Below are 21959 nucleotides of genomic sequence, written 5' to 3'. Positions count from 1 at the left end.
CCGTCCGATGCGGGTCGTGGTGGGACTGGGGCACTTGCTATAATCCACGAGTCGGCCTTCGGCGACCCTGGTTGGGTGCGCGCGAAGGCTTTTTTCATGCCTTCTGACACATCTGCCTCCGGCACACCTCCAACCACCTACCGTGACCTGCTCCGCAACCGTGAATTCGTCGGCCTGTACGCCAGCTTCACATTGACGGTCGCCGCGAGCACCTTGTCGGGCTTCGCGCTCGGCACGCTGGTCAACCAGCAGACCAAGTCCCCGTTCCTGACCGCTGTGAGCATGTACGGCGCCACCTTCGCGACGGTACTCGGTGCGCTGACGCTGATGTCGGTCGCGGACGGAAGCCGTCCTCGCCGGACCCTTGTCGCGCTCCAGTGCGTCTCGCTCGTAGGTGTTGCCGCACAGGCGGTTCCAGGGCTGCCGCTGGCCGCCCGGTTCGGTCTGCTCCTTGTACTGGGGTTCTTCCAGTCCCTGGGAACGGGCACACGGATGGGGCTGCTCGCCGAGGTAGTGCCGACCTCCGCCTATGCACTGGCACGTTCGCTGATGAACATCACCTCGGGAGGCATGGCCATCCTCGGCTACGCCATCGGCGCCGTGCTGCTGCGGTACCTGAGCCCGCAGGAGGTCTTCGCCGTCGCGACGGCCCTGACCGGCGGTGGATTGATCATTGTGGCGGTGACGGTCCGGGAACGCTCGATCCGTCTGACCCGGCGCCCTGGACTGCTCCAGACCTGGACGACGAACATCGAGCTTTTCTCCCACTCCGGCCAACGCGCGCTTCTGCTGAATCTGTGGGTCCCCAATGGCCTGATCGTTGGCTGCGAGGCCCTGTTCATCTCCTACGCCCCCCATCACGCCGGCGTCTTCCTGGCCGCCGGATCGGCAGGCATGCTCCTCGGTGACCTTGCGGTCGGGCGGCTGTTCACCGCCGAGCTGCGGCGCCGCTACGCATTCGCCCTGCGACTGCTGCTCGCCGCCCCCTACCTGCTGTTCGCCGTCCACCCGCCCGTGCTGGTGGCGACAGCCGCGGTGTTCATCGCCAGTGCCGGCTTCGCTGCCACCCTGCCGCTCCAGGAGCAGCTTCTGGAGTTGACCCCTGATCCGGTCCGTGGCCAGGTCCAGGGAGTTGAGTCCGCCGGCCGGATGACGTGGCAAGGTATCGGAGCCGCGATCGCTGGCGGCATTGCCCAGCACTTCACTGCTGGCACGGCCATCACCTTTGTGGCCGCCGTCTCCATCGCCATCACCGTCTTCTCCCGGCCCTTCGTGGTCCGCGCCCGAGCCGTCCGCGTCCAGGCGGCCAACGCATAGAGTTCCCAGGACGGTGCGAGCGGCGGGCGCGGCCAGACGCGCCCGCCGCGTCTCGCTACCCGTCGACAGCGTCCGGGGCACGGAGGGGCCGCATTCCGCCGGGCAGGTCGGGGAGCTGGAAGGAGTACCGGCCCAGCACGTTGATGTGGTGGCGCACGAACGGGGAGAGCCGGGCCACGTCCTCGTCGCGGGCCTCGAAGCCGTCCGCGCGCAGCTGGTTCACGGCGGCGTCCATGTAGCGGGTGTTGAACAGCACGAGCGCGTTCAGGACCAGGCCCAGGGCGCCGATCTGGTCCTCCATACCTTCCTGGTAGCGCTGGTAGAGCTGCCCGGCCCGGCCGTGGAAGATCTTCCGGGCCAATGCGTGGCGGCCTTCCTGGAGGTTGGCCTGCACCTTGATCTGCCGCCGGTAGCCGGGCTCGTCGGCCAGGCGCAGGATGTGCAGGGACTTCGCGATCCGCCCGTAGTGCGCGATCGCGTCACCGAGCGGGGTGGGCCGCCCGTCCCGGGACAGCATCCGGATGACGTCGTAGGCGCGGACGGCGCCGGTGTGGATGGAGCCGATGATCCGCAGGATGTCCTCCCAGTGCCGCTCGATGCGGGCGAGGTCGACCCGACCGCGGGCCGCGTCCTGGAACGCGCCGTAGTCGGCCGTACGATCGACACGCCACATCTTCTGATCGGGCAGGTCCGCGAGCTGCGGGGCGTAGGCGAACCCAGCCAGGGTGAGCAGGCCGAAGACGATGTCGCTGTAGCTCGCGGTGTCGGTGACGATCATCTCCGGACGGCGGCCGCCATCGCGGTCGTAGAGGACGTCGAGCACATACAGGGAGTCGCGCGGGGTGCCGGCCACGACCTTCCCGCCGAGCCCGGCGGCCTGGTCGTTGATCATGTTGAGCCAGGTCGCGCCGCCCCGGCGCCCGAAGTACTTCGGGTTCGGCCGCGCGTACACCGACGGCACGGGGACGACGAACCGCATCCCGTCCACCGAGGCGACCAGGCCCCCGCCCCACGTCTGGGCGAGCGGGATGGACGCCTGGTGCTCAATGAGGGTCGCGTTCGCGGCCCGGTACGTTGCCAGCCGCAGGTACGTCTGGTCGACATGGGACAGCCGCCCGTACTTCAGCGGGTCCGCGCCGCCCATGACCGGGGTGTAGCCGACATTGCAGCCGTGGGCGACCAGCAGGGCCGCGATGGTGACGTGCAGATCCTTCAGGCGGGCCTCGCCGCCGGTGACCGAGGTGAACGCCTGATCAGCGCCGGTCCAGGAGAACACCTCCAGCAGCACCTCGGGCAGGTCCACGCGCGGCAGCATCGCGTTCACCGCGGCCCGCAGGTCCAGCAGGGAGGCCGGTTCGGGCTCCGGCTCCAGGGCGGCGAAGTGCAGCCGGCCATCGTCGTCGAAGACGATCTGCGCGTTGTCCGGGACCCGGGCGGCCACCTCCCGGTAGGTGCCGTCCAGCAGCGCCGCCCGCGCCCGAAGGTGCCCGCCCGCCTCACCGGGTAGGTTGAGCGACGCCAACACGGTCGGCCGGGCCTGCTGCCACGCCTGCCCGGCCAGTAGCTTCGCCCGCGGGTCGCCCCACTTGGAGGAGTTCTTCGCGAAGACCTGCTTGCTGCGCAGCATCCGGTGCAACTGCTCCAGTACGCAGAACGTGTACGCCTTCCAGTCCACCGTGCCCGGCTCCAGATGCGACGCGGACAGCACCAGGCGCCGCCATGACCCCGTCAGCAGGCTGGTGTCGATCTCGGCCGGGCCGACCTTCTTGCGGCCCATGAGCTCCGGCAGCGACAACAGCGCGGCCAGCACGGCCTCGCCCTCCGGGGTGGCATCAAAGTCCACCACGGTGACCAGCAGCCGCAGGAACGGCCGGACGGTTCCGAACCGGTTCACCAGCATGGCTCGCCATGCCTCGTCCGCGTCCGAGTCCAGCGGCGGGGTCAGCTCGAACAGCGCGGCGATCGCCGCAGCCAGCTCGTGGCGGGGCACCACCTGCTCGATCGCCGCCCACATCGCCTCCAGGCTCTCCACCTTCGGTGGGGCGAACTCCCCGGTGTCGGTGTCGACCTGCTCGGAGGTGGTGTCGAACACGACTTGGAACGCGGTCGCCAGCTTCGCCGACGCCCGCTCCACTCGGGGCAGGGTCTTCAGCTTCTCCTTCGCGCTCTCCCGCTCCGCCTTCGCCAGCAACTTCGTGGCGATCAGGACCTCCAGCAGGTCCAGCGCGTCGTCCACCGCCCGTGAGGTGAGGTAGACCGTGGTGGCCAGCAGTGTCGCCAACCGGCGGGCGTCGGAGTGCCGGCGCAGCAGCGACGCCTTGCCGTCCACCCCGTACCGGGACAGCTCCGCCAAGCGCCGCGGCGGTATCCCCGACACATCCAGGGCGCCCATCCCGAGCGCGGCGATCTCCTCCGCCCGCTCCAGAGCCCGCTTCATCTGCGGGCCCGAGACCCGTACTGGTCCCCGGCGCAGCCGGTCCAGCTCCGAGACCCGCTCACCCGGCGGCACCGTCAGCAGCGAGTCCAGCACCGCCCGCTGCCCCACGCCGAGCATCCCGTGCAGGGTGTCCCACAGCCGCTGGTTCGCCGCCTCCCGCACCGAGGCCACCAGCCTCGTCAGCGTCGTCACCCCCGGCAGCAGCACCCGCCGCTCGCGCAGAAACCCGGCCGCCGCGTCGAACAACGCCTTCGGCCCCTCGCCCGTCGTCCAGGCCCGCGCGTCCACCCACTCCCGCAGCTCGCCCTCCGCCTCGGCGAACTCCCGGTACTCCAGCACCCGCCGCAGCTCACGCACGTGCTCCAACCGGGTGTTCTCCCGCTCGCCGTACTCCTTGAGCACCGACGGATCACCGATGTTCAGTTGCTCGGCCAGGTAGTCCGCCACCTCCGGCGGCACGTCCGCCGGATCATCTAGGAACACCCCCAGATACCGGGCGGTCGTGAGCTGAGCCGCGAACCCCAGGCGGTTGTGAGCCCGCCTCTTGGACTCGATCAGCTCCCGATCCGCGTCATCCAGGAAGAAGAACCGCTCCAACTCCGTACGGGACGGCGCCCCGCGATACGCCGCGTACGCGGCAGCCTGCTCATCCGTCAAAAACTCCACCGGCACCCCGGACCTCCAGAACAGTCGATCAACACGACTGCCGAAGGTTCAGCCACCACAGAAGCCCAGGTCAAAGCCCTCGCAGAGGCCGGACGGGCTTAGCGCCGGTTTTCGTTCCGATGTTCCTCAGCCCCCGATGCGCTCCTCGCCGACCGGAGGGTGCTGACCGAGAGCGACCGCGACGAGGGACACCGCTACGCCAGCCGCCTCCTCGACACCGGCGAGAGGCGCGTCATCCCTTCCGGGACGACCGAGGCCCATCCGTGGGTGTGGGGCGGCGGCACCGCGGCGAAGGTCTGGCGCGAGTGGTTCGCCTGGACCGACCACCCGAGCTCGTACTACCCGTCGATGCCCTGGCGTGCGGGCATCGAACTGCCCTGGCCCCGGACTGCGGCCGCCGACCACGACGGCCGCCACCTCACCATCCTCGTGCAGCAGATCGCCGACGGCAGCAGCCCCATCTGGCCCGGCGCGCTTTGGGTGGCAGATCAGAAAGGGGATCCGGACCTCAGCGACCCCCGCGTCCGCGCGGCCGCTGAAGGGATGGTCACGGTATGAGCCAGATCCGACTCATGGACTCCGACCCGGGCAAGGCTCAGCGCACGGCCAACGCGGTGCAGCGAGCACTGGAGGCGTCGAACGAGGTCGTCGTCGGCAACGTCTCCGTGGTGCCCAACCGGCGCGGCCCCGGCACCCGGGTCTACATGGAGGTCCTGCTCCTCGAACCCCGGGATGCGTCGACCGAGCAGGACCAGGAGGTGACCATCGAGCGCACCGATCGCAGCCCTCAGCCCCGCCGACGTAGGGCCTTGCCTCGATAGCAGCAAGCGGAGGCGCCAGCATTACCGCAAGCCGGAATGCTGGCGCTTCTGTGCGTCCTGAAGCTCCTTCTCCAACTCGGCGCCGTACGCCTCGGCCCACCGAACCCACTCCTCGACCAGCGCGGCAAACGATGCGGCCGGGCTCGGTGGCTCGACATCAGCGGGGGACGACGGGGAAGCGGACATCTTGTATGTCATGACGCGCACCCTGACCTGGCCGGCTTGCTATCGTCCTGGCCTTGGGGCAGCCGGGAGGGCTTAGCGAACGTTCAGAGGAGCTTGCTCCTGAACGCCACGGCTCCTCGCCTAGATCGATCACCCGTCGTCAGGCCGGAACGTCTGCCGCATTTTGGCCCGCCACATCACGGCCCGCTCGACCTGCTCGGGCGTCAGGCCGGATGCCTGGGCCAGGGCCTCCGCCGTCACGCCGTCCGGCCACTGGCGCAGGTCGATCGTGCGCATCCCCTGGGTGAGCCGGATTTCCCACAGCTGTTCCTCGATGAACGGACGGCGCTGGTACTCCTCATACATGAGCTGCCCGTGCTCTGCGGAGCACACCAAGAGGATCCGCTTCCCGTCGAGTTGGGGAGTCAGCGGGCTGACGAATGAGGAGTCCGGTACGCCGACGATACGGCCCTCGTTAGGGCCAAGCGGCACACCGCACTGAGCACAGATATCTGACGACGGTTCGCCCTCGTCCGGCCACATGCCCGAGCCCTACCCCAACTCCACGATCCCTACGGAGCATCGCAAATAGGCCCCGGAATCCCAGCTCGGGCACCAGGGAACAAGTAACCGACCGGTAGCTAGGGCGAATCGGGCGTGACGCCCCGACCGCCGTATGCCGACCTGCGGGGCGGCGGCCAGGGGGTTGAGGAACACGCCCTACTTCGGACGCCGCACCCGCATGGGCGGCCGGGTCTCGCGGCGTCGGCCGAACGGCTCTCGGCCCTATGCCGGTTGCCGCGCTGAAGGCTCTCGGGCGGCGATGTACGCCGCGATGCGGTCGGTCTCGTCCTGCATGAGCGCGGCCAGCTGCGCCCCGGCCCACACCTGCAAGGTCAGCGCCAGTCCGACGGCGTCGTGCACAACGTGTCCTGGGCGCAGGTGGCCGCGAAACGACGCGGCGATCTCGGTGAGGCGTTCCTCGCGGGGCAGGTCCGCGGCGACCGCGAACATCATGTCGAGCGCGACGGACCCGGCCGAGATCTCGTAATGCTCGACCTGCTCGCCGAAGGCGGTCAGCCACGCGGCCAGCGCCTCTCGGCCGCCAAGGAGCTGGTCCTGATAGGTGCACAGCTCGACGGCAAGCCAGTAGGTGAGCAGGCAGGCGTGCGTGTAGAACGTGCCCGTCCTGGACCAGTAGGTCAGCAGGTCCCGCAGTTCATGGACCGCGGCCCGGTTGACCGGCGGCAGACCGGGGCTTCCCGCTGCATGGCGTACCGCTGCGTCCAGGGCGGCCGTGCGGATCATGCGCAGGGCGGCGACGCCGGGCCGCTGTGCGCGGTCCAGGAAGGTGCGGGCATCGGCCACGGTCATCAGGCGCTCGACGTGGGCCAGGGCCTCGATGATGTCGCGGCGGACGGCGGGGTCCTCGATGGCGAGCACGGCGACGGCCGTGCTCCGCTTGATCCCGGTGCGCTCGCGGAGCTTGGCAAGATCCGTCTTGTATCCGTGGTGGTGCGGCACGGCCGACCCTTCTGGCGTGCGATCCCATGACTCGCCGCGCAGTAGGCAGGCGTCAGCGTGTGTGGTGCAGAGGCAAGAGACGTGGCGCGCGATGCACCTGTGGAATGTGACGGGCGCTCATGGGGCGTGCGTCGTCCGGGCCATGGTCCGGGCCCGCCTCGTCCGTGGAGCGAGGCGTCTCGCAGTGTAGTGCAGCCGACTGGGTCCGGGGGCGGGCAGTCCGAAGGGAGCCGCCCCGTGCACTTCGACGAGGCGGAGCCCGTCGCCGAGTACGTCATCCGCAGTCTTGCTGAACACCCGGTATAGAACGGCTGGAGCCCCGGAGAGCCTTGCTCCCTGGTGTCTGAGATAGGACTCCGGGGCCAAATAGGTACTGAGAGACCCGCGCGCGCGTAGGACGGTCTCATCAGTTCCACGGATGTACCTCTTCGCAGGTCAGCGAGGGGCAAGCCGTCTCACGGAACATGGGCGCGGAGCTGCGCTGTACGAGCAGATCCTCGAACGGAGTTAGACCCAATTGCCTATGAGCGTGGGACTCACCCGCCTCCAGTTACGGCCCGACCGCCGGTGGGGTTGAGCCGTCGAGCCAATCGAGGAGGGTGATGCGTGGCCAAGGAGAAGCTCCCGGCGTACATCGAGCCTGAAGATCTGAGCCGGGTGCGGAACGCGGTCGTCTGGTTGCAGGTGCGAGGTGATGACGCTGACGCTCCCTACAGCCTGTCGTCGTTCTGCGCCGAGGCGGTGATGAAGGCGGTGGGGGACGCAGAAACCAAGTACATGCGGGGGCGTCCCTTCCCTGCGCGTCGACGCCGTCTGAAGTCCGGTCCTGCACCTGGGCAGCGTGATGCTGCGGAGGTGGAGAACGACTGCGGCTGAGGTTTCTGGACTTTCTGGACCGCCTCATCGCGTGCGCGCGTGCGAGACGCCGGTGAATGAGTTTCGAGCGTTTTGAGCGGCCTCTACGCGGGCGCGCGCGAAGGGAGATCAGAGACCTTGATTGCCGCTGTGGGCGTGGGAAGACCCGAGTGCCGGCGGGGCAGTCGGGTCTTCGCTCGGGGAGAGCTCAACCGGTGCCTCGGGTCCGCGCGCGTACTGTCATTGCGCCGCCTCGCCGAGGAGCCGGTACACGGTCCGCACCGAGGGCCGCTTCCCCGCGTTCTTCCCCTTGGAGATCGTCAGGCGCTGTGCGATCTCCGGGACGGGCACCTCCTGGTCGTACAGGAGCTTCGCGTACGCGGCCATGTCGTCGTCGGTGACCGATGGGCGTCCGCCGTGGCGGCCGACTTTGCGGGCGCTCTCCTGGCCTTCGAGGGTGCGGTCGCGGATGTAGTCGCGTTCCGACTCCGCCATGGCGGCCGCGATGGCGAACACGATCGCCGAGTCCGTGTTGGAGCCGAGACCGGTCAGGATCTTCAGCCCGATGTCCTCGGCGCGCAGCTGCTCGGCGGTGAGCGCGAGCTCGGCGGATCCGCGGCCCAGACGTTTCAGTTCGTGCACCACGATCGAGACGCGTACCTGGGAGGCGCGGAACTCGCGGGCCAGTGCGAGCGCTGCCTCCAGCTCGGGCCGCACTTTGATCCGGGTGCTGATCTTTTCGTGGAAGATGCGGTTGCAGCCTGCGGCCTCCAGGGCTTCGAGCTGTGAGGCCAGCTCCTGGCCCCGGGTGGACACGCGGGCGTAGCCGATCAGGATCTCCGCCATGACGCCGCCGGATGCCGGGGCCGGCGGGGGAGCGAGCTGTTGCCAGACCGATCCGGGCTCGCGCAGCTTCGGCACCTTCACGGCCAACTCGCGGGAGAGCTTGGGCACCTTGGAGAAGCGCCCGGTGTGGTACGTCGTGGCGACTTTCCCGCGCTGCGTACGGCAGGGAGAGCCGGACGGGGCCTTGCACATGGGGCAGGGCACCGACTCGGCGAGGAGGTACTGCGGAGTCTCGTCGATGGGCATGATCGAAGCTTGCCATAACTATCTGCCAGAAGTCGAAGTTTTGGCACGCAGTTATGGCACGGAAGTTCCTGGACTCCGGAGGCACCGGTCCCGCTCTGCCATAAGTAGCCGTTTTTGGCAGAGCGGATCGGCTTCGCCTGGAGCGGCCCAGAGCTGGGCTACCCCTCGCGCTACTCCTGGGAGAGGGCGCCTGTGCTGAGAACGCGCCGTGCCGCCGGGAGCGCCGGGCGCTGGCTGCCAAGAACACCGCGTGCGCGAAGATCCTCGACGTCCGGCAGGTTCACCGCAGGCAACAGCTCCAAGTCCGCCTGCGCGGCTTGGATGGGTGCTGCAGGACCGGTGCCGAGAGTGCGGCGGTGCGCTGTCACGGGAGCATCGTACGGAGTCCAAACGCAGGTCCGCAGCGGACACCGACGAGGGTGATCGAAGTTCTGAGAGAGCGATCCTGCGGGCCGCCTTCACCCCCGAGCGCCCCCAGGAAGCACTTCACGGTTGCGCGGCCGGGGTGGACGCTGACGGCATGGCCCGGCGCTGGCGTCACCGTCACTGTGTCGTGTGCGGCAAGCCGCTCCCGAGGAACGGCTCGCCGCGGCGACGGTACTGCGGCGGCGCGTGTAAGGCGTCGGCGTACCGGGACCGCTGCAAGGCCCGGCAGATCTTCGGCACGGCGATGTACGCCTACCGCCTCCGGGACGCGGGGAACCTGCTCGACTCGGCGCCCTACTTCTGCGTGCACTGCGGGAAGCTCCTGTTGCCGGGCATCCGTCGGCGAGCCGATGCGGCGTACTGCTCGGGGAGGTGCCGCACCCGCGCCTGGCGGGCACGTGAAGCCGCGCGGGAGGAGCTGGCGACCGTGACGGCCAGGCGTCACCCGAACGACCCAGAAACGGCCCTGTGACGCCTCGACGTCACCCTCCAGGTGTCTCGGTCGCCCCCAGAGGCCCGCAGGCGGGCAAACAGCCGTACGGGCCGCCGGTGGAAGGGCAGTCCGGGCCGGGTCGCCGCGCAGACAACGGCTCAGGGAAGTAGTCGGCGCTTCGGGAGCTCCTTCGCGGCCCCCTTGTCCACCAGGTCAGCGCCATGCAGCGCGGTCTTCGGCGACGGAGGACTGCGCGACCCGGGGCGCGACTCAGGATGAGACTCGGAGCGGGACCCAGGGCGAGATCCAGATGCGACCTCGCTCCGCCTGCGGAAACGCCAGCATTTCCGCAGGCGGATTGACTGACGCTATCTGCCCTGGCGCGGGCCTCTCCTCGACGGCGTGGGCGGCTCGTAGCGGGGGGCGTTGGCCGCGCTGTTGCGGGCTCGTTCGGCTGCCCTGGCTTGCTGTTCCTGGAGGTGCTTGGCGCGGGCGGCACTCTCCTGCCTGTGCAACTGGGGGAATTTCTCGGCGATCACCTGGCGCTGCTGCTTCTCGGTCCTGGCGTCGGCGACGCTCCGGCGGAACGACTCGGCGTCCCGCCTTTGGTTGGCAACGCCTTCCTGGAGAGGTCCGATCCGCTGGCTGTTACGGACGTCGATGCTGTGCCCGTGCGCCTCGGCGAGCTTGCGCATCTCCTTGAACTCCTTGGAGACCGCCTCGATGTCGGCGGGCACCGGCTTGTTGGCCTTGAGGGTGTCGGCGAACCGGCTCTTGCTCAGCAGCTCCCACGCCTCCTTGAGGGTCTCGCGGGCCGCCACGCTGGCCCGGCTCTGTTCCTGCCAGGCTGCGGCCCGCTGGGCCGTGAGCTGGTCGGTGAGCTTCTTCTGGCTCTTGCGGGTGTTGCCCGACATCCATAGCCCCACGGTGGACTTCTGGTCGCTCTTGCGGATCTCGGCGAGCCACTCGGTGCGCTGCTCGGCGGTCCGCTTCTGGATGGCGGCGGTGTCCATTTCGGTGTGCACAGTGGCGAGCATCCTCTCCGCCTGGTCCAAGAGGCCGGCGGCCTCTGCAGCCCACTGCCTGCCCAGCGTGGTGCCCGCGCCCTCGGCCTTGGCGATCCGCTCGACGAGTTCGTTGAGCCGGGCTTCGGTCGCGTCGGCGACCTCGTCCTGGGCCGTGGCGTAGCGCAGGTTCCGCTCGATCGTCCGGTCCAGTTCGGCGTCGCTGACCATCCCGTACATCCGCGACGTCCAGGGCTCGACCTCACGCTCCTCGCGCATCTGCCGCAGTTTCTGGAGGTGCTTCTCGGAGAGCTGCGGTTCTTCCTCACGCAGGGCCTCGCTCTGCGTCTGATCGGCGGGGGAGGGGCGGCGGATCGTCGTCGACTTGGCCCGCGCGGCCGCCGCCATCCTCGACTGCCGCAGCCTGCGGTCCGCGTCCGCCCGCGCTTCCTCGGCGGCCAGGTCGCGCTGCTTGGGCAGCGGCGCGGGCTCGGGCGGCTCGGGCAGCAGGTCGGAGACCATGCTGTCCGGACGCGACTGACGCAGGAACTGCGCGAACGAGGCGATCGAACGTTCCAGGAGTTCTTTCTCGCTGCGCGCGTTGCCGAGCCGGACCCGGGTCTCCTCGTCCTCGAGGACCGCCAGTGGCAACCAAAGGTGGTTCTGCTTCCGGGCTCTGGTGATCCCCGGATACACGGCGAAGGCGTTCGCGCCGTGGCCGTACATCAGGCTCGTGTTGGTCGTCAGGCCCTGGCTCGCCGCAACGGTCATGGCGTAGCCCAGGGACAGGGCGCCGCTGGCGACCTTGTCGGCCTTCACCCAGCCCGACTCGTAGCGGAAGCCGTCGGTGGTGCCGACGTCCTTGACCCTCCAGGTGATCTCGACGCTGTGATCCGGGCGCATCGCGGTAATGACGGCCCGGTACCCGTTGAGCATGTCCGGGCCCTCGCCGCGGCGGCTTCGGTAGTCGTTCTCGCGGACCCGAACTATGTCGCCGACGGCGAGCGTGAGGGTGTCGCCGCCCGCAAGCGCGTATGTGTGCTCGTCGCCGAGTTCGCCGGCTACCCGGCGGATCTGCTGGGCGCCGAGATTCAGGGCGTTCACGTCCGAGTTCTTCGCGGCGAGGACGACTATGTTCGCGATCAGGTCGTGCGGGTCGGTCCATTCCTGCGCCCGTAGTTCGTCCCACGCCATGAGGATCTGGGAGCGCGCCTCGTCGGCGGTCTCGGCGGCGTGCACCCGCCCGCCGTCGGCGAGCATCTGCAGCGCGCGCTCGTGGTCCCCGGTGCGCCAGACCTCCAGCGCGGCACGTTCGGCGGCGTCCTCCTGGCGGCGGTTCTCGGTGAGGGTGAGGCCGTCGACGAGCTTGTGGGCCTCGCGGAACCAGCCGCCGGGCCCCACGGCCTGCAGCTGCAGATGGTCGCCGATGGCCACCACCTTCGTGCCGGTGCGCGCGGCCTCGGTCATCAGCACGGCAGCCGCGCGGTCGTCGACCATCGCGCCCTCGTCGACGACCAGGACGTCGATGCCGCGCAGCCCGTCGCCGTCCTCGATCTGCTTCAGCCAGGCAGCCACGGTGCGCGCCTCGATACCGGACGCGTCGGTGAGGTTCTTCGCGGCGGCCGCGGCGAGCGTCGCGCCGGCGTACGTGGTGCCGGTGGCGTCCCAAGCGATCCGGCACGCCTCCATCAGCGTCGACTTGCCCGCCCCGGCGACGCCGACCAGGACGTCGATGCCGTGTCCTTCGGTGAGGATCCGGGTCACGGCCGCGCGCTGCTCGGCGGACAGCTCGAACCCGGCCGCCACCTCGAAGACGCTGAGCGCGGCCTGCGCCTGGTGCGCGGCGAGCTGCACCGAGCGGGAGGCGAGCCGGTCGACGGACTCCTGCATGACCAGGGCCTCGGCGTCGAGGATGTCCTGGGTCGTGTAGCGGCTGTTCGATGACATCAGCGTGGAGCCGACCGGTGGCACGTACACCGCGTAGCCCTCGACCTTGAGAACCTCGTCGCACAGCTTCTCCAGGCGGTCCGGCTCGCCGTCGAGGCCGTACTCCAGGCTGTTGGCGACAGCCGCCAGGAGCTGCGCGCGCGTGAACAGCTTGTCGTTGGCGGTGAGACCGGTCCTGGGGTCGAACACGACGGCCGCGATGTCGCTCGGCGGCGGGATACGGGGGCCGCTACCGGGCCCGTCGAGACCCGCGCCGCCGTCCGGGCCGGGGGGTCCGGGCGCGGCCTCGGCGACCATCGCGTCGACGTCGCCGACCATGTCGGTAGCGCGCGTGCGCCAGCTCGTGCGCATCTCGGCGGCGTCCGCGTCGAGCTTGTCGCGCTTGGTCTGAGCGCTGACGGTCTTCTTCTCGGCGAGCGAGGCGTCTGCGCCGGTCTTCGCGTCGACGAGCGCCGCGCGCCGCGAGAATCCGTCCCGCACCTGGTCGGGAATCCCCGTGATCTCCCACGCGCCGGTCCGCTCATTGCGCTCGCGCCGTACGCCGAATCGCTCGTACGTCAGGGCGCGCACGCGGGCCTTGAAGTACCCGTCGAGTGCAGAGGCGTGCCGGTACAGGTCGAGGCCGCGGTTGCCGATCGAGCGCCACTTGCCGTCCGCGCAGAGCGCCATGTTGGCGATGGTGATGTGGAGGTGAAGGTGCGGGTCGCCGGGTTCTCCGGCGCGGACGGGCCGGGCGCTTTGGTGTTCGACGGACCAGGCAAGCAGGCCGCCGGTGGCCACGCGCACGGGCTCGCCGTCCTGGCTGCCGATCGCGTAGCCGACCCACTTCTCCATCTGCCGGAAGGTGTCGGCCTTGGCCTGGTGGACGATGTCGCGGTACTCGCGCTCGCTGAGCGAATCCATCAGGCCCTGCAACACGCTGTCGGACTTCGGCAGGTCGAGGACGAGGTCCCAGCCTCTCTGGCGGCTGTCGGTGCGGAGGTCCTTGTGCTCCCATGCGGTGACCAGTTCCTCGGCGTCGTAGATGCCGTCGAGGGAGAGGCCGGCCGCGCGCACCAGCTTGTGGAGCGTGCCGACCTGCAGCCGGGCTCGTTCCCCGTCGTGGTCGACCTTGCGCTGCTGTGCCCCGAACACCTTGAGCTGCTTGGGCTTGCCGTCGAAGAGTTCGGCGACCGTGACGCCCTTCTCCTCGGCAGCTTTCACGATCGCCTCGACCGCCCGCGCGACAGTTAGTTGCGCCTTCTCGTGGGTGCGGATCGAGGTGGTCCCCTTGATGAGCCGGGCCCCGGTGCGCGGGTCGCAGCCGCTCATGATGAGACGGGCGGCGGCCTTGCCGTCCTCGTCGAGCACGGCGCCTTCGACGAGTCCCAGTTCGGCCAGTCCACTGCCCATCCAGACGAGTTCTGCGCCGCCCTCGGATCGCAGACGGTAATCGACAACGCGGTCCTCACCGTCGTCGAGGACGACCGTGCTCGCGCCGTCCTCCATCACCACGGCGCACCCGGCCTGCTGCTTGAGCCGGTACTCGACCTGCTCGTCCGCCACGATTTTGGTCACCCAGGCCACGGCTGTGCTCCCCCGTACGAGCGCGCCCCGCGCGCCTTGTGCTTTGCGGCCTTTACCCGGCTATGCCGTGGTTCCCCGACAGGGGAACCGCGTTGGTCCTTCTCCTGTTTTTGATCTTGAACCGCATTCGGTGGGAGATCGGTGCAGGTAGGAGGCCAGCGGGCTGACGACCTTGGGTCTGCCACTCAATCATCCGGAGAGATCACCTGTCACTGCAGTAGTTTTCACTGGCAGGGGAGCGGGGATTCCATCGGGTTGGCACGGACTGCGGCCGCCCGGATTTTCGGGCACCGGTGAACCGGCGGCAGACACGAACGGTGATCAAGGCCAGAGAGGCGACAGGCGCTTTGGCTGGCTATTTCGCTGGCGGCAATGCCCGCAGGAATGCAGGTGGGGGCCTAGCCCCAAGACGTTCGGGACCGACCGGGGAAACGATGCCCGGGGCCGGGAGGGGGCGGCCCTATCGCTGGCAATACTGCTTGCAAGAAGAATGACGGAAAGGCTTGCGGAATAGTCAGCGGCCGGGTGCTGGCGTCTACACTCCGAGCACGACGAGACCCCCGGCACTAACCCTGCCGGGGGTCTCGTTGTACGGAGGTTCTGCGGGTTCAGGGCCCAGCGATGATCCAAAGGATCAGCGCGGCATCCAGGTCCGTGCTGTAGCGGTAGACGACGGTGATTCCGCGGCCTCCGGTCTGCTCCGGGAGCAGGTCGATGGCGTAGGACTCGGAGAGAGGATCGGCGTCCGGGAGACCGCGGGCGTGGTCGGGCGTGGGGTCGTCCTCCAGGGCGGCCCGTACGGATCGCACGGCGGCTCGCTCACCGGTGCTGAGGTCGCCTCGCAGGATCTTCTCGGCCGCGTCGCTGTAGAACGCGTGGCTCACCGGGCCTCGCTCATCTTCCGGCGGAGCTCGTCGGCGACGTCTTCGGTACTGCGCATGAGCGCCGCCATGGCCTGCGGGTCGCATCGCAGCATCACCCGGTGCCGGTACGCCTGGGTGACCTCACGGACGCGGGTGAGGTCGTCGAGGTCGGCGTCAGCCAGCTCCTGCTCGAAGCCTTCGAGGTCGCCCGGGATCCCCCAGACACGCAATGCGGCGCGCAGCTCGGCGAGCGTCCGCATCGGCGGCACTGCGTCGTGGTGTTCGGGTTGTGCGGTCACTGGCCCTCCTTGGGTCGGTGGTACGAGTGTCCTACTCGCCACGGCCGGCCGTCACCGGTCTCCGAGGAGCTGCGCGACCATCGGCCCGGCCTCCGTGTTGACGCGCCGGACGATCTCGTGCACGACGTGCTTGGCCTCCTCGACCAGGGCGCGGCCCTCGGTGTGCTGCGGCGCGGGCAGGTCCCAGCCGGTGGTGGCGATGAGGATGTGCGACTCGGTGAGGACGGCGGGACGGTCGCCCTTGATGTCCGGCTGGTAGGCGGCGCGGTACCTGTCGTCGCGGGTTCCGTAGTCGTACTCGGTCGTCCAGTCCTGCCAGGGGTAGCGGGGGCGCCGGTCGGCGGCGAGGCCGGTGTGCCACAGCGGGACCGAGACCTTGATGAGCAGCTCGCTGTTGTCCGTGTAGTGGGTGGTCACGCTCTGGATGTCGGGGCGCAGGTTCACGTACCCGATGAGGATCGGGGGCGTAGCGACCTCCCAGGCCGCCGCAGCGAACTCGTCGGCAGTGAGGCAGGTGCCGGGGGAGTCGTACTCGTGGAACTTGGCGGGGCGGTCGGCGATGTAGGCGCCGTACCGGCTGTGGCCGTTGCTCGCGCGCTCTCGGTCAGCGGTCTCGTCCACGGAGACGAGGGTGGTGGGGGTCCAGTCGGTCATCGGGCTGGGTTCCTCTCTGGAACGGTGCGGGGCCGCCGTGGTGGCGGCCCCGAGTTCATCTTGGCGGGCGGGCCTGACGGGGTTGGCCGATTCGGTCAGAGAGCCTCGTCAGGGAGGGCGCCGCCCCGGCCGCCGTCGAGGTCAACCAGGAGCATGTCGCCGCTCTCGGGCTCGGGGTCGGTGTGGCGGGGACGGTTGTGGAGTCCGGCGGGCAGGAGGTCCTGGTCGACGTCGCGGTGCTCGATGGTGGTCTCGTCGCCGACGCCGAGCAGCAGCTCGTGCGCGAGGCGGGCCAGGCCGACGCTGCGGTGCCGGCCGCCGGTGCAGCCCCACGCCATCGTGACGTCGGCGCCGGTGTCCTCGGCGAGGCCGCGGGCGGTGGCGACCGCGTTGAACGCCAGTCGCTCGGCGCCCGGGGTGTCGCGGACGTGGTCGTAGACCTCCTGGTCGAGGCCGGTGCGGTGCTTCAGCTCCGGGTTGTGGAACGGGTTGCGCAGCAGGGCCCGCAGGTCGAAGACCAGGTCGGCGGTGGGGGCAGGTGCGTGGCCGTAGCCGAAGGAGATGATCCGGATGGTCATGTCAGCTCTCCTCGAACCGCTTGGTGGCGCAGGGCGGGCACAGCGGGATCTGCCGGTGGTCCGGCTCGTCCGGGTAGAGCGCGGTCGAAAAGGGATCCGGGATGACCTCCACGTCCGGCCTCCGCTTCATGCACTCCTCGCAGACCAGGAGCAGGGGCTCCAAGAGGTCGAGGGCGTGCCGGATGCGCCCGCCGGTGCCGTCCTGGACGTAGCCCTGGGCTTCGTCCAGCAGCTCGGTGACGCGCTCGATGTCGTCGTGGTCGACCTCGCTCATCGACACCGAGATGGTGCCGACGACGTCAGCGACGGCCGCGAGAACGCCAGCGTCGGGCCGGGCCGGGTCGTACAGCGTCTGGAGGGCAGCGGCGTGCGGACCGACCTGCTCGGTGCGGCACGCGACGTCGCGGATCCGGTCGAGGCCGATCCTCACGATGGCCAGGGCGGCGGCCAGTTCCTCTTTCTGCGGGAGCTTCGGGATGCTGCTCATGAGCCAGTGGTTCCTTCCGTAGGAGGTGGTCCTGTCTGCCGTGCTGGTCCCTCACTTCTCCGTGCAGTCCGGGTACTGCGAGCCCGTCACGCAGTGCTTGTAGTCGCTGCGGGTGACTCGGAAGGCGTCGCCGGTCGTCGTGAGCGTGTAGCGCCAGCCGCCGCTCTTGAAGTAGGCGCGGGACCGGTCGGTGACCCGGCCGGAGGCGCCGGCGGGGTAGTCCGGGGTGCAGGAGACCGTGAGCGCGAGCGTGATCAGGACAAGACAGAGGAGTCGCTTGGTCATGGAGTGCTCCTTCAGAGTGCGGCGATCAGGAGGGCGGCAATCAGGAGAAACAGGTGGTGGAAGGACTGGTCCAGGGCGTACGCGCCCGTGCCGAGCGTCGGCGCGTACTCGCCGTCGGCGGTGACCGGGTGCTTCGGGTGGCCGGGCGTGCCGAGGCTGAGGAACTCGGTCTTGCGCGTGACCTTGGCGAGCCAGGCGAGGGTGCTGCGCCGGTCCGCCCACCAGTGGCTCGCTGCGTCGATGCCGAGTCCGGCCGTCACGCCGAGAGCGGTCACCGGGAGGTCGAGGACCAGGACCACCGCGGCGAGGGCCATGCCCTTGGTGATGGTCAGTCCGAGGACGTGCAGGGTGCAGGCGATCCGACCGGCGCGGCTGGACTGGCCGGGGGTCTTGTCGTTCTCACCCTTGTGGGCGGCCTGGTGGGAGGTCTGGACCCAGTGGTCTCCGACTGAGTGTGCGATGTAGAGCGCGATGAATGCGGCGGCGAATACGGCTGCGGACGACATGCCGGGGTCTCCTTCGGCTGTTGGTGCAAGCATTTCCGAACGCTTTTTCGCTGGCGCTTATCGGTCGTGGAGGTGCCGGGCGATGGCCTGTCGCATCGCCTTGTGCGCCTCTCGCGCCCGGTCCCCGGCCCGGTTGATCTCGATCTCGTTCGCCGAGTCGGCCTCGCCGATCGCGAGGGAGGTCGACACCAGCTCGCTGGCGAGCCGGAGCAGGGTCGAGGACTGCGTGGCGAACTCGAACCGGCTCAGTCCCTTGGTCATGGCGCTGCGGGCCGCGTAGCGCTCCTGTCGCGCCTCGGGGGTGTCCTCCCGGTCCTGCTGCCGGGCCACGTGCTTGAGGTACTGGTGGCTGCGGTGGTCGGTAGCGCCGTCCAGGAGCAGGTTCGCGGCCTCGATGAGGTCCTGGCGTGCCCGCTCGCGACGAGCCGCCTTCGTGGTCAGCTGCTGCATACCGCCGACCACGAGCGCGCCGAGCAGGGTGCCGATCACGCTGATGATTGCTGCGAACATTGCGTTCCCTCCAGCTTTGACGCTTGCATTTCCGCTTGCGTTAATTCAATGATGCAGACTGCGACTCTGCATGTCTAGGGTTTTGCAGACTCGGAGTCTGCCTTTTTTCTTTTGTGCTGGTCAGAGCCGCACAACCGTCTCTGTAGCGAGGCTGGGAACGGCGGCCCCTCCTCTTAGGGGGAGGGGTAAAGCGGACGGGCGCGTCCGCGCCCGACGCCCCCGGGTGCGGGCCTGTGCGGAGCGCGCGTTCACCGTCACCGCCCGCTCGGCCGCAGGCGGCCTCCCGTGCGGCGCCGGGCGCGCTCCGCCGCCTGCCGCACCTCACGCGCGCCTGGGACCGTACTGAGCCCCGCTGAGCGCTGCGGCTCGGCGGGGCTCCTTGATGCCACCCAAAGCGGGGGGCGCACGCCGCGGGCTGAGCGAGCGGGCCGGGTCAGACTTGGGCTGGCTGCTCCTCTTCGAGCGGTTCGGCCGGGGCCGGGTCGTCGTCCTGCTCCCGGTCCTCGTCGACGCTCGGGTACGCGATGAGTCGACGGCTCAGGCCCGCCTCGACCCGGGCGGCCTCCAGGAAGCGCAGCGCCTCCTCCTGGTCGACCTGCAGTTGGCTGCCGAAGGCGAGGGCTACCAGGTCTCCCGCGACGACATGCGGCACAGGACGACCGAGGAAGTCGGCGTGCACCTGCGCGCTGTGGCACTCGACCAGGAGACGGTGGGCCATGCCCATGAGCTGACGGTGTCGGCGCTGCTGCCTGTTCTGCTGCTGCGCGTTCTTGCGGAACATGGTCTCTCCCCGGGTCAGTTGGTCTCGGCGGTGCGGGTCTGGTGGAAGATCTCGGCGGCCTCGCCCTGGAGGAAAACGAGCGGCTTGCCGTCGACCTGGCGGCGCCGGCCGGTGAGGCAGTCGAGGAGGGACCACAGGCGCTCTCCGTTGGGCCCGAACCCGTGGGCGGCGATCGTCAGGTAGATCGCGCCCGCGACCTCGCCGAACGTCTGCGTCCTGATGACGGGCCACATGGCGGACAGGTCTCGGAAGTCGAGGGCGCCGCCGAAGGAGGTCATCGGCTCGCCGTCGCGGGTGGTGACCACAATCGCCTCGTCGCGGGTGTGCGTCGCCGGGTCGTGCACGCTCATGTCGAGGCCGAAGACGCGGGCGTACTGTTCGAGGCGCCAGTACAGGGCGCGGTCGGTGACGAAGCCCTCGACGGCGGCCTTCTGCTCCCACCACTTGCCGTCGGCGCCGGTGCCGGACTCGCCGGGCTGCGAGCCCACGGTGAGGAATCCGGCCCGGTTGAGCGCGGCGAGGGTGGGGACCAGGTGCGCGGTCTCCTCGTCGGGCCCGTAGTTGGGCTGGTAGCCGGGCCAGGAGGCGAGGGTGCCCTCCAGCCACTGGGCCATCAGCTCGCCGAGGTCGGCGACGGTCTTCGCAGACCTCCAGGCCCGCCGGTCCGCGAGGCTCATCCAGGGACGTCGCATGTCAGGCCGCCTTCACGATCATGCTGTCGGGGCAGCGTCCGCCCATGTGGGACACGCACTCCGGGCAGTCCTGACGGGGCTTGAGGCCCCTGTGAGCCTCCTTCGAGGCGTACGCGTGGAACCAGCACTGTCGGCACTGGCCGACCGGGGGGTTCAGGGCCTTCGTGCTCGCCATCACGGGTCTCCGATCAGTGGTTGACGGTCGTGTTGGACCGGCCGAAGCCGCGGTTGTTGTTCGTGACGTGCGTGGTGTGGCGGATCGTCGTGCGGCTCGCGGCGGCCGGGGCCAGCCGGAGCAGCAGCAGGGAGAAGAAGATGAAGGCGGTGGTGCCGACGCCGAGTCCGGTGGCGGCGCTGACGACCTGGCCCGCGCCCCAGCCGAGGCCAGCGCCGAGGACGCCGCCGGCCGCGATGCGCTGGGCCTTGGGGTCGAACAGCGGCTGGGGGGTGAGGTCGCGCGGCGCCATCGGCTGCATCGGGGCCGGGGCGTGAGACTTGCGCATCGGGACCATCTGTCCGTACGCGTCGGGCACCCAGACGACCGGCTCGCGCTCGTCGTACAGCTCGACGTCGGCAGACTGCGGGGCGACGGGCATCCGGTAGAGCGGCGTCGCCTCGTACGGGGCGGGGCGGTACGGCTGCACCGTGGCCTCGGTGCGCGGTGTCTCGGGGGCGCTCTCGTAGCTCACGGACAACCTCTCTCTTTTGGATCGTGGGGCGGGGCCGGCCCCCGGCCGGGGGTTCCGGGGGCCGGGCTGATCAGCCCTGCTGGCGGTACTTCTTGGTGCGCTTGAGGACGTGGTCGCGGCTGAAGCCGGTGGCCTCGACGACGTCGAGCTGCAGCACGGACTTCGCGTCCAGCTCGGCGGCGATGTCCTGCCACATCGCCTCGTCGGCGTCGGCCTTCGCCTTCTCGGCGTCCTCGTGCGCCTGGTCGCGGACCTTCTTCAGATCGGCGATCCGGGCCTTGGCTGCGGTGCGGGCTTCTTCGGTGGGCTTGGCCATTGCTGGCTCCGTCTCGGATTCGAGGGACTATGGGTGCTCCCCCCGCTGCCGTTCGGAGCGGGATTAGGGGCCCGGGGCGGCCGGTGAGGTTTGGCGACTGTGGCGGCCGCCCCGGGGCGAAGTCACCGGCGGCGGTGCTTACCGGAGAACGTGGAGACGCGGGGGTTGAGGTGGGTGGCGCCGACCGTGGTGACGTCGCCGGAGACCGTGGAGACGTCGAAGATGCCGGTCGCCTCCTCGTGCACGCGGACGTCGATGTCACCGGAGACGGCGTTCGCCCGGAAGCTGCTGCCCCGGTAGAGGCCGATCTCGATGTCGCCGGAGACGGAGTTCAGGTCGGCGCGGCCCTCGACCCGGCTGATGTTCAGGTCGCCGGAGGTCAGGGTGGCGCGCAGGGTGTGCGCTGCGGTCGCGTCGACGTCCCCGGAGACCGACTTGACCTCCAGGGCCTGCAGGTCGCCGCCGTGGACCGTGAGGTCGCCGCTGGTGGTGTCGAGGCGGAAGGAAGACAGCGAGGGCACGTGGACGTCGACCGTGATGGTGCCGGTGCTGCCGCTGCCGACGACGGAGCCCTGCTCGGCGACGACGCGGCCGTTGGAGACGACGCGCTGTCCGCCGACCCAGACGTCGCCGTTGCTGATGGTCACGCCGGTCATCGAGCCCGTGTTGATGACGCCGCCGCTGAAGGAGAAGCGGCTGCCGCCGATCTGGACCACGTTGGTGCTGCCGAAGTTGGCGCCCTCGACCTGGGGGACGCGGACCTCCAGGACGTGCGTGCCGTTGTAGTCGTACTCGCGGTGCGTGGTGCCGTTCACCGCGTCGGCGAGCGGGCCCTCGTTGTCGCCGGTGCGGATGATGAACTGGGCGTTCTTGCGGGTCGGCTCGACGAACACGTTGATCGCGCCGATGTGGCTGATGAGGTCCGCGAAGATGCGGCCGGCGGTGCTGGCGGTGAAGGTCTTCTCGGTGCTCAAGGTGGACTCCCTTTGCGGTTTCCCGCTGTCATTTCCGCTTACTTTTTCGCTTGCGGTAATTCCATGATGCAG

The 21959-nt window shown here is 69.6% G+C and carries 23 protein-coding genes; 4 read left to right on the top strand and 19 right to left on the bottom strand.

The window, feature by feature from the left end:
- The coding region (locus ACWGIS_RS33310; protein ID WP_453366235.1) for an MFS transporter at positions 1–1317 on the top strand (1317 nt) is incomplete at its 5' end.
- 55 nt (positions 1318–1372) lie between these two features.
- On the opposite strand, the gene ACWGIS_RS33305 is transcribed toward ACWGIS_RS33310, so the two are convergent.
- Positions 1373–4426 (bottom strand): Tn3 family transposase, encoded by a 3054-nt coding sequence (locus ACWGIS_RS33305; protein ID WP_453366234.1) that lies wholly within the window; start codon positions 4424–4426, stop codon positions 1373–1375.
- Between the two features lie 153 nt (positions 4427–4579).
- Between ACWGIS_RS33305 and ACWGIS_RS33300 the strand changes: the two genes are divergently transcribed.
- Together ACWGIS_RS33300 and ACWGIS_RS33295 are read left to right on the top strand one after the other, a co-directional pair.
- On the top strand, positions 4580–4978 hold the full coding sequence (locus ACWGIS_RS33300) for a hypothetical protein (protein ID WP_453366233.1): 399 nt from the start codon (positions 4580–4582) through the stop codon (positions 4976–4978).
- Positions 4975–5241: a hypothetical protein gene (locus ACWGIS_RS33295; RefSeq protein ID WP_453366232.1), complete on the top strand. Its 267-nt coding sequence runs from the start codon at positions 4975–4977 to the stop codon at positions 5239–5241. The genes ACWGIS_RS33300 and ACWGIS_RS33295 overlap by 4 nt, the downstream gene beginning before the upstream one ends.
- 21 nt (positions 5242–5262) lie before the next feature.
- Here ACWGIS_RS33295 and ACWGIS_RS33290 read toward each other — a convergent pair whose 3' ends face one another.
- From ACWGIS_RS33290 to ACWGIS_RS33280, 3 genes are all read right to left on the bottom strand, one after another.
- Positions 5263–5439: a hypothetical protein gene (locus ACWGIS_RS33290; protein ID WP_453366231.1), complete on the bottom strand. Its 177-nt coding sequence runs from the start codon at positions 5437–5439 to the stop codon at positions 5263–5265.
- 117 nt (positions 5440–5556) lie between these two features.
- Positions 5557–5949 carry a hypothetical protein gene (locus ACWGIS_RS33285; RefSeq protein ID WP_453366230.1) on the bottom strand — a complete coding sequence of 131 codons (393 nt, stop codon included), beginning with the start codon at positions 5947–5949 and terminating at the stop codon, positions 5557–5559.
- A gap of 243 nt (positions 5950–6192) precedes the next feature.
- Entirely contained in the window at positions 6193–6930 is a 738-nt protein-coding gene (locus tag ACWGIS_RS33280) for a hypothetical protein (protein WP_453366229.1), read from the bottom strand.
- Positions 6931–7536: 606 nt separating this feature from the next.
- Between ACWGIS_RS33280 and ACWGIS_RS33275 the strand changes: the two genes are divergently transcribed.
- Positions 7537–7806 (top strand): hypothetical protein, encoded by a 270-nt coding sequence (locus ACWGIS_RS33275; protein WP_453366228.1) that lies wholly within the window; start codon positions 7537–7539, stop codon positions 7804–7806.
- Between the two features lie 219 nt (positions 7807–8025).
- Here the strand turns inward: ACWGIS_RS33275 and ACWGIS_RS33270 are convergent, their stop codons facing one another.
- From ACWGIS_RS33270 to ACWGIS_RS33200, 15 genes are all read right to left on the bottom strand, one after another.
- Complete coding sequence (locus ACWGIS_RS33270) at positions 8026–8877, bottom strand: recombinase family protein (protein WP_453366227.1); 852 nt, start codon at positions 8875–8877, stop codon at positions 8026–8028.
- 1227 nt (positions 8878–10104) lie between these two features.
- Positions 10105–14253, bottom strand: coding sequence for a MobF family relaxase (mobF, locus tag ACWGIS_RS33265; protein ID WP_453366226.1), 4149 nt, complete (start codon positions 14251–14253; stop codon positions 10105–10107).
- Between the two features lie 608 nt (positions 14254–14861).
- The gene (locus tag ACWGIS_RS33260; protein WP_453366225.1) at positions 14862–15137 is read right to left on the bottom strand and encodes a hypothetical protein; all 276 of its coding nucleotides are present in this window, start codon (positions 15135–15137) and stop codon (positions 14862–14864) included.
- A complete protein-coding gene (locus ACWGIS_RS33255; RefSeq protein ID WP_453366224.1) occupies positions 15134–15415 on the bottom strand; it encodes a hypothetical protein in 282 nt (93 codons plus the stop codon). The genes ACWGIS_RS33260 and ACWGIS_RS33255 overlap by 4 nt, the downstream gene beginning before the upstream one ends.
- A 51-nt stretch (positions 15416–15466) precedes the next feature.
- On the bottom strand, positions 15467–16069 hold the full coding sequence (locus ACWGIS_RS33250; RefSeq protein ID WP_453366223.1) for a hypothetical protein: 603 nt from the start codon (positions 16067–16069) through the stop codon (positions 15467–15469).
- A 95-nt stretch (positions 16070–16164) separates the two neighbouring features.
- On the bottom strand, positions 16165–16647 hold the full coding sequence (locus ACWGIS_RS33245) for a RapZ C-terminal domain-containing protein (RefSeq protein WP_453366222.1): 483 nt from the start codon (positions 16645–16647) through the stop codon (positions 16165–16167).
- Position 16648: 1 nt separating this feature from the next.
- Positions 16649–17134 carry a hypothetical protein gene (locus tag ACWGIS_RS33240; RefSeq protein WP_453366221.1) on the bottom strand — a complete coding sequence of 162 codons (486 nt, stop codon included), beginning with the start codon at positions 17132–17134 and terminating at the stop codon, positions 16649–16651.
- A 51-nt stretch (positions 17135–17185) separates the two neighbouring features.
- Positions 17186–17419, bottom strand: a complete 234-nt coding sequence (locus tag ACWGIS_RS33235) for a hypothetical protein (RefSeq protein ID WP_453366220.1) — start codon at positions 17417–17419, stop codon at positions 17186–17188.
- An 11-nt stretch (positions 17420–17430) separates the two neighbouring features.
- On the bottom strand, positions 17431–17925 hold the full coding sequence (locus ACWGIS_RS33230) for a transcriptional regulator (RefSeq protein ID WP_453366219.1): 495 nt from the start codon (positions 17923–17925) through the stop codon (positions 17431–17433).
- A 57-nt stretch (positions 17926–17982) separates the two neighbouring features.
- A complete protein-coding gene (locus ACWGIS_RS33225) occupies positions 17983–18435 on the bottom strand; it encodes a hypothetical protein (RefSeq protein ID WP_453366218.1) in 453 nt (150 codons plus the stop codon).
- Between the two features lie 433 nt (positions 18436–18868).
- Positions 18869–19216: a hypothetical protein gene (locus ACWGIS_RS33220; protein ID WP_453366217.1), complete on the bottom strand. Its 348-nt coding sequence runs from the start codon at positions 19214–19216 to the stop codon at positions 18869–18871.
- 14 nt (positions 19217–19230) lie between these two features.
- On the bottom strand, positions 19231–19908 hold the full coding sequence (locus ACWGIS_RS33215) for a DUF6919 domain-containing protein (RefSeq protein ID WP_453366216.1): 678 nt from the start codon (positions 19906–19908) through the stop codon (positions 19231–19233).
- 188 nt (positions 19909–20096) lie between these two features.
- On the bottom strand, positions 20097–20597 hold the full coding sequence (locus ACWGIS_RS33210) for a hypothetical protein (protein ID WP_453366215.1): 501 nt from the start codon (positions 20595–20597) through the stop codon (positions 20097–20099).
- 70 nt (positions 20598–20667) lie between these two features.
- Positions 20668–20913, bottom strand: coding sequence for a hypothetical protein (locus tag ACWGIS_RS33205; protein ID WP_453366214.1), 246 nt, complete (start codon positions 20911–20913; stop codon positions 20668–20670).
- 122 nt (positions 20914–21035) lie between these two features.
- Positions 21036–21887, bottom strand: coding sequence for a DUF4097 family beta strand repeat-containing protein (locus tag ACWGIS_RS33200; protein WP_453366213.1), 852 nt, complete (start codon positions 21885–21887; stop codon positions 21036–21038).
- Between the last annotated feature and the right edge of the window lie 72 nt (positions 21888–21959).

The organism is Streptomyces sp. NPDC054842, from assembly GCF_053611025.1.
Note: the sequence above shows the minus strand (reverse complement) of the source record. Positions and strands in the feature narration are given on the sequence as shown.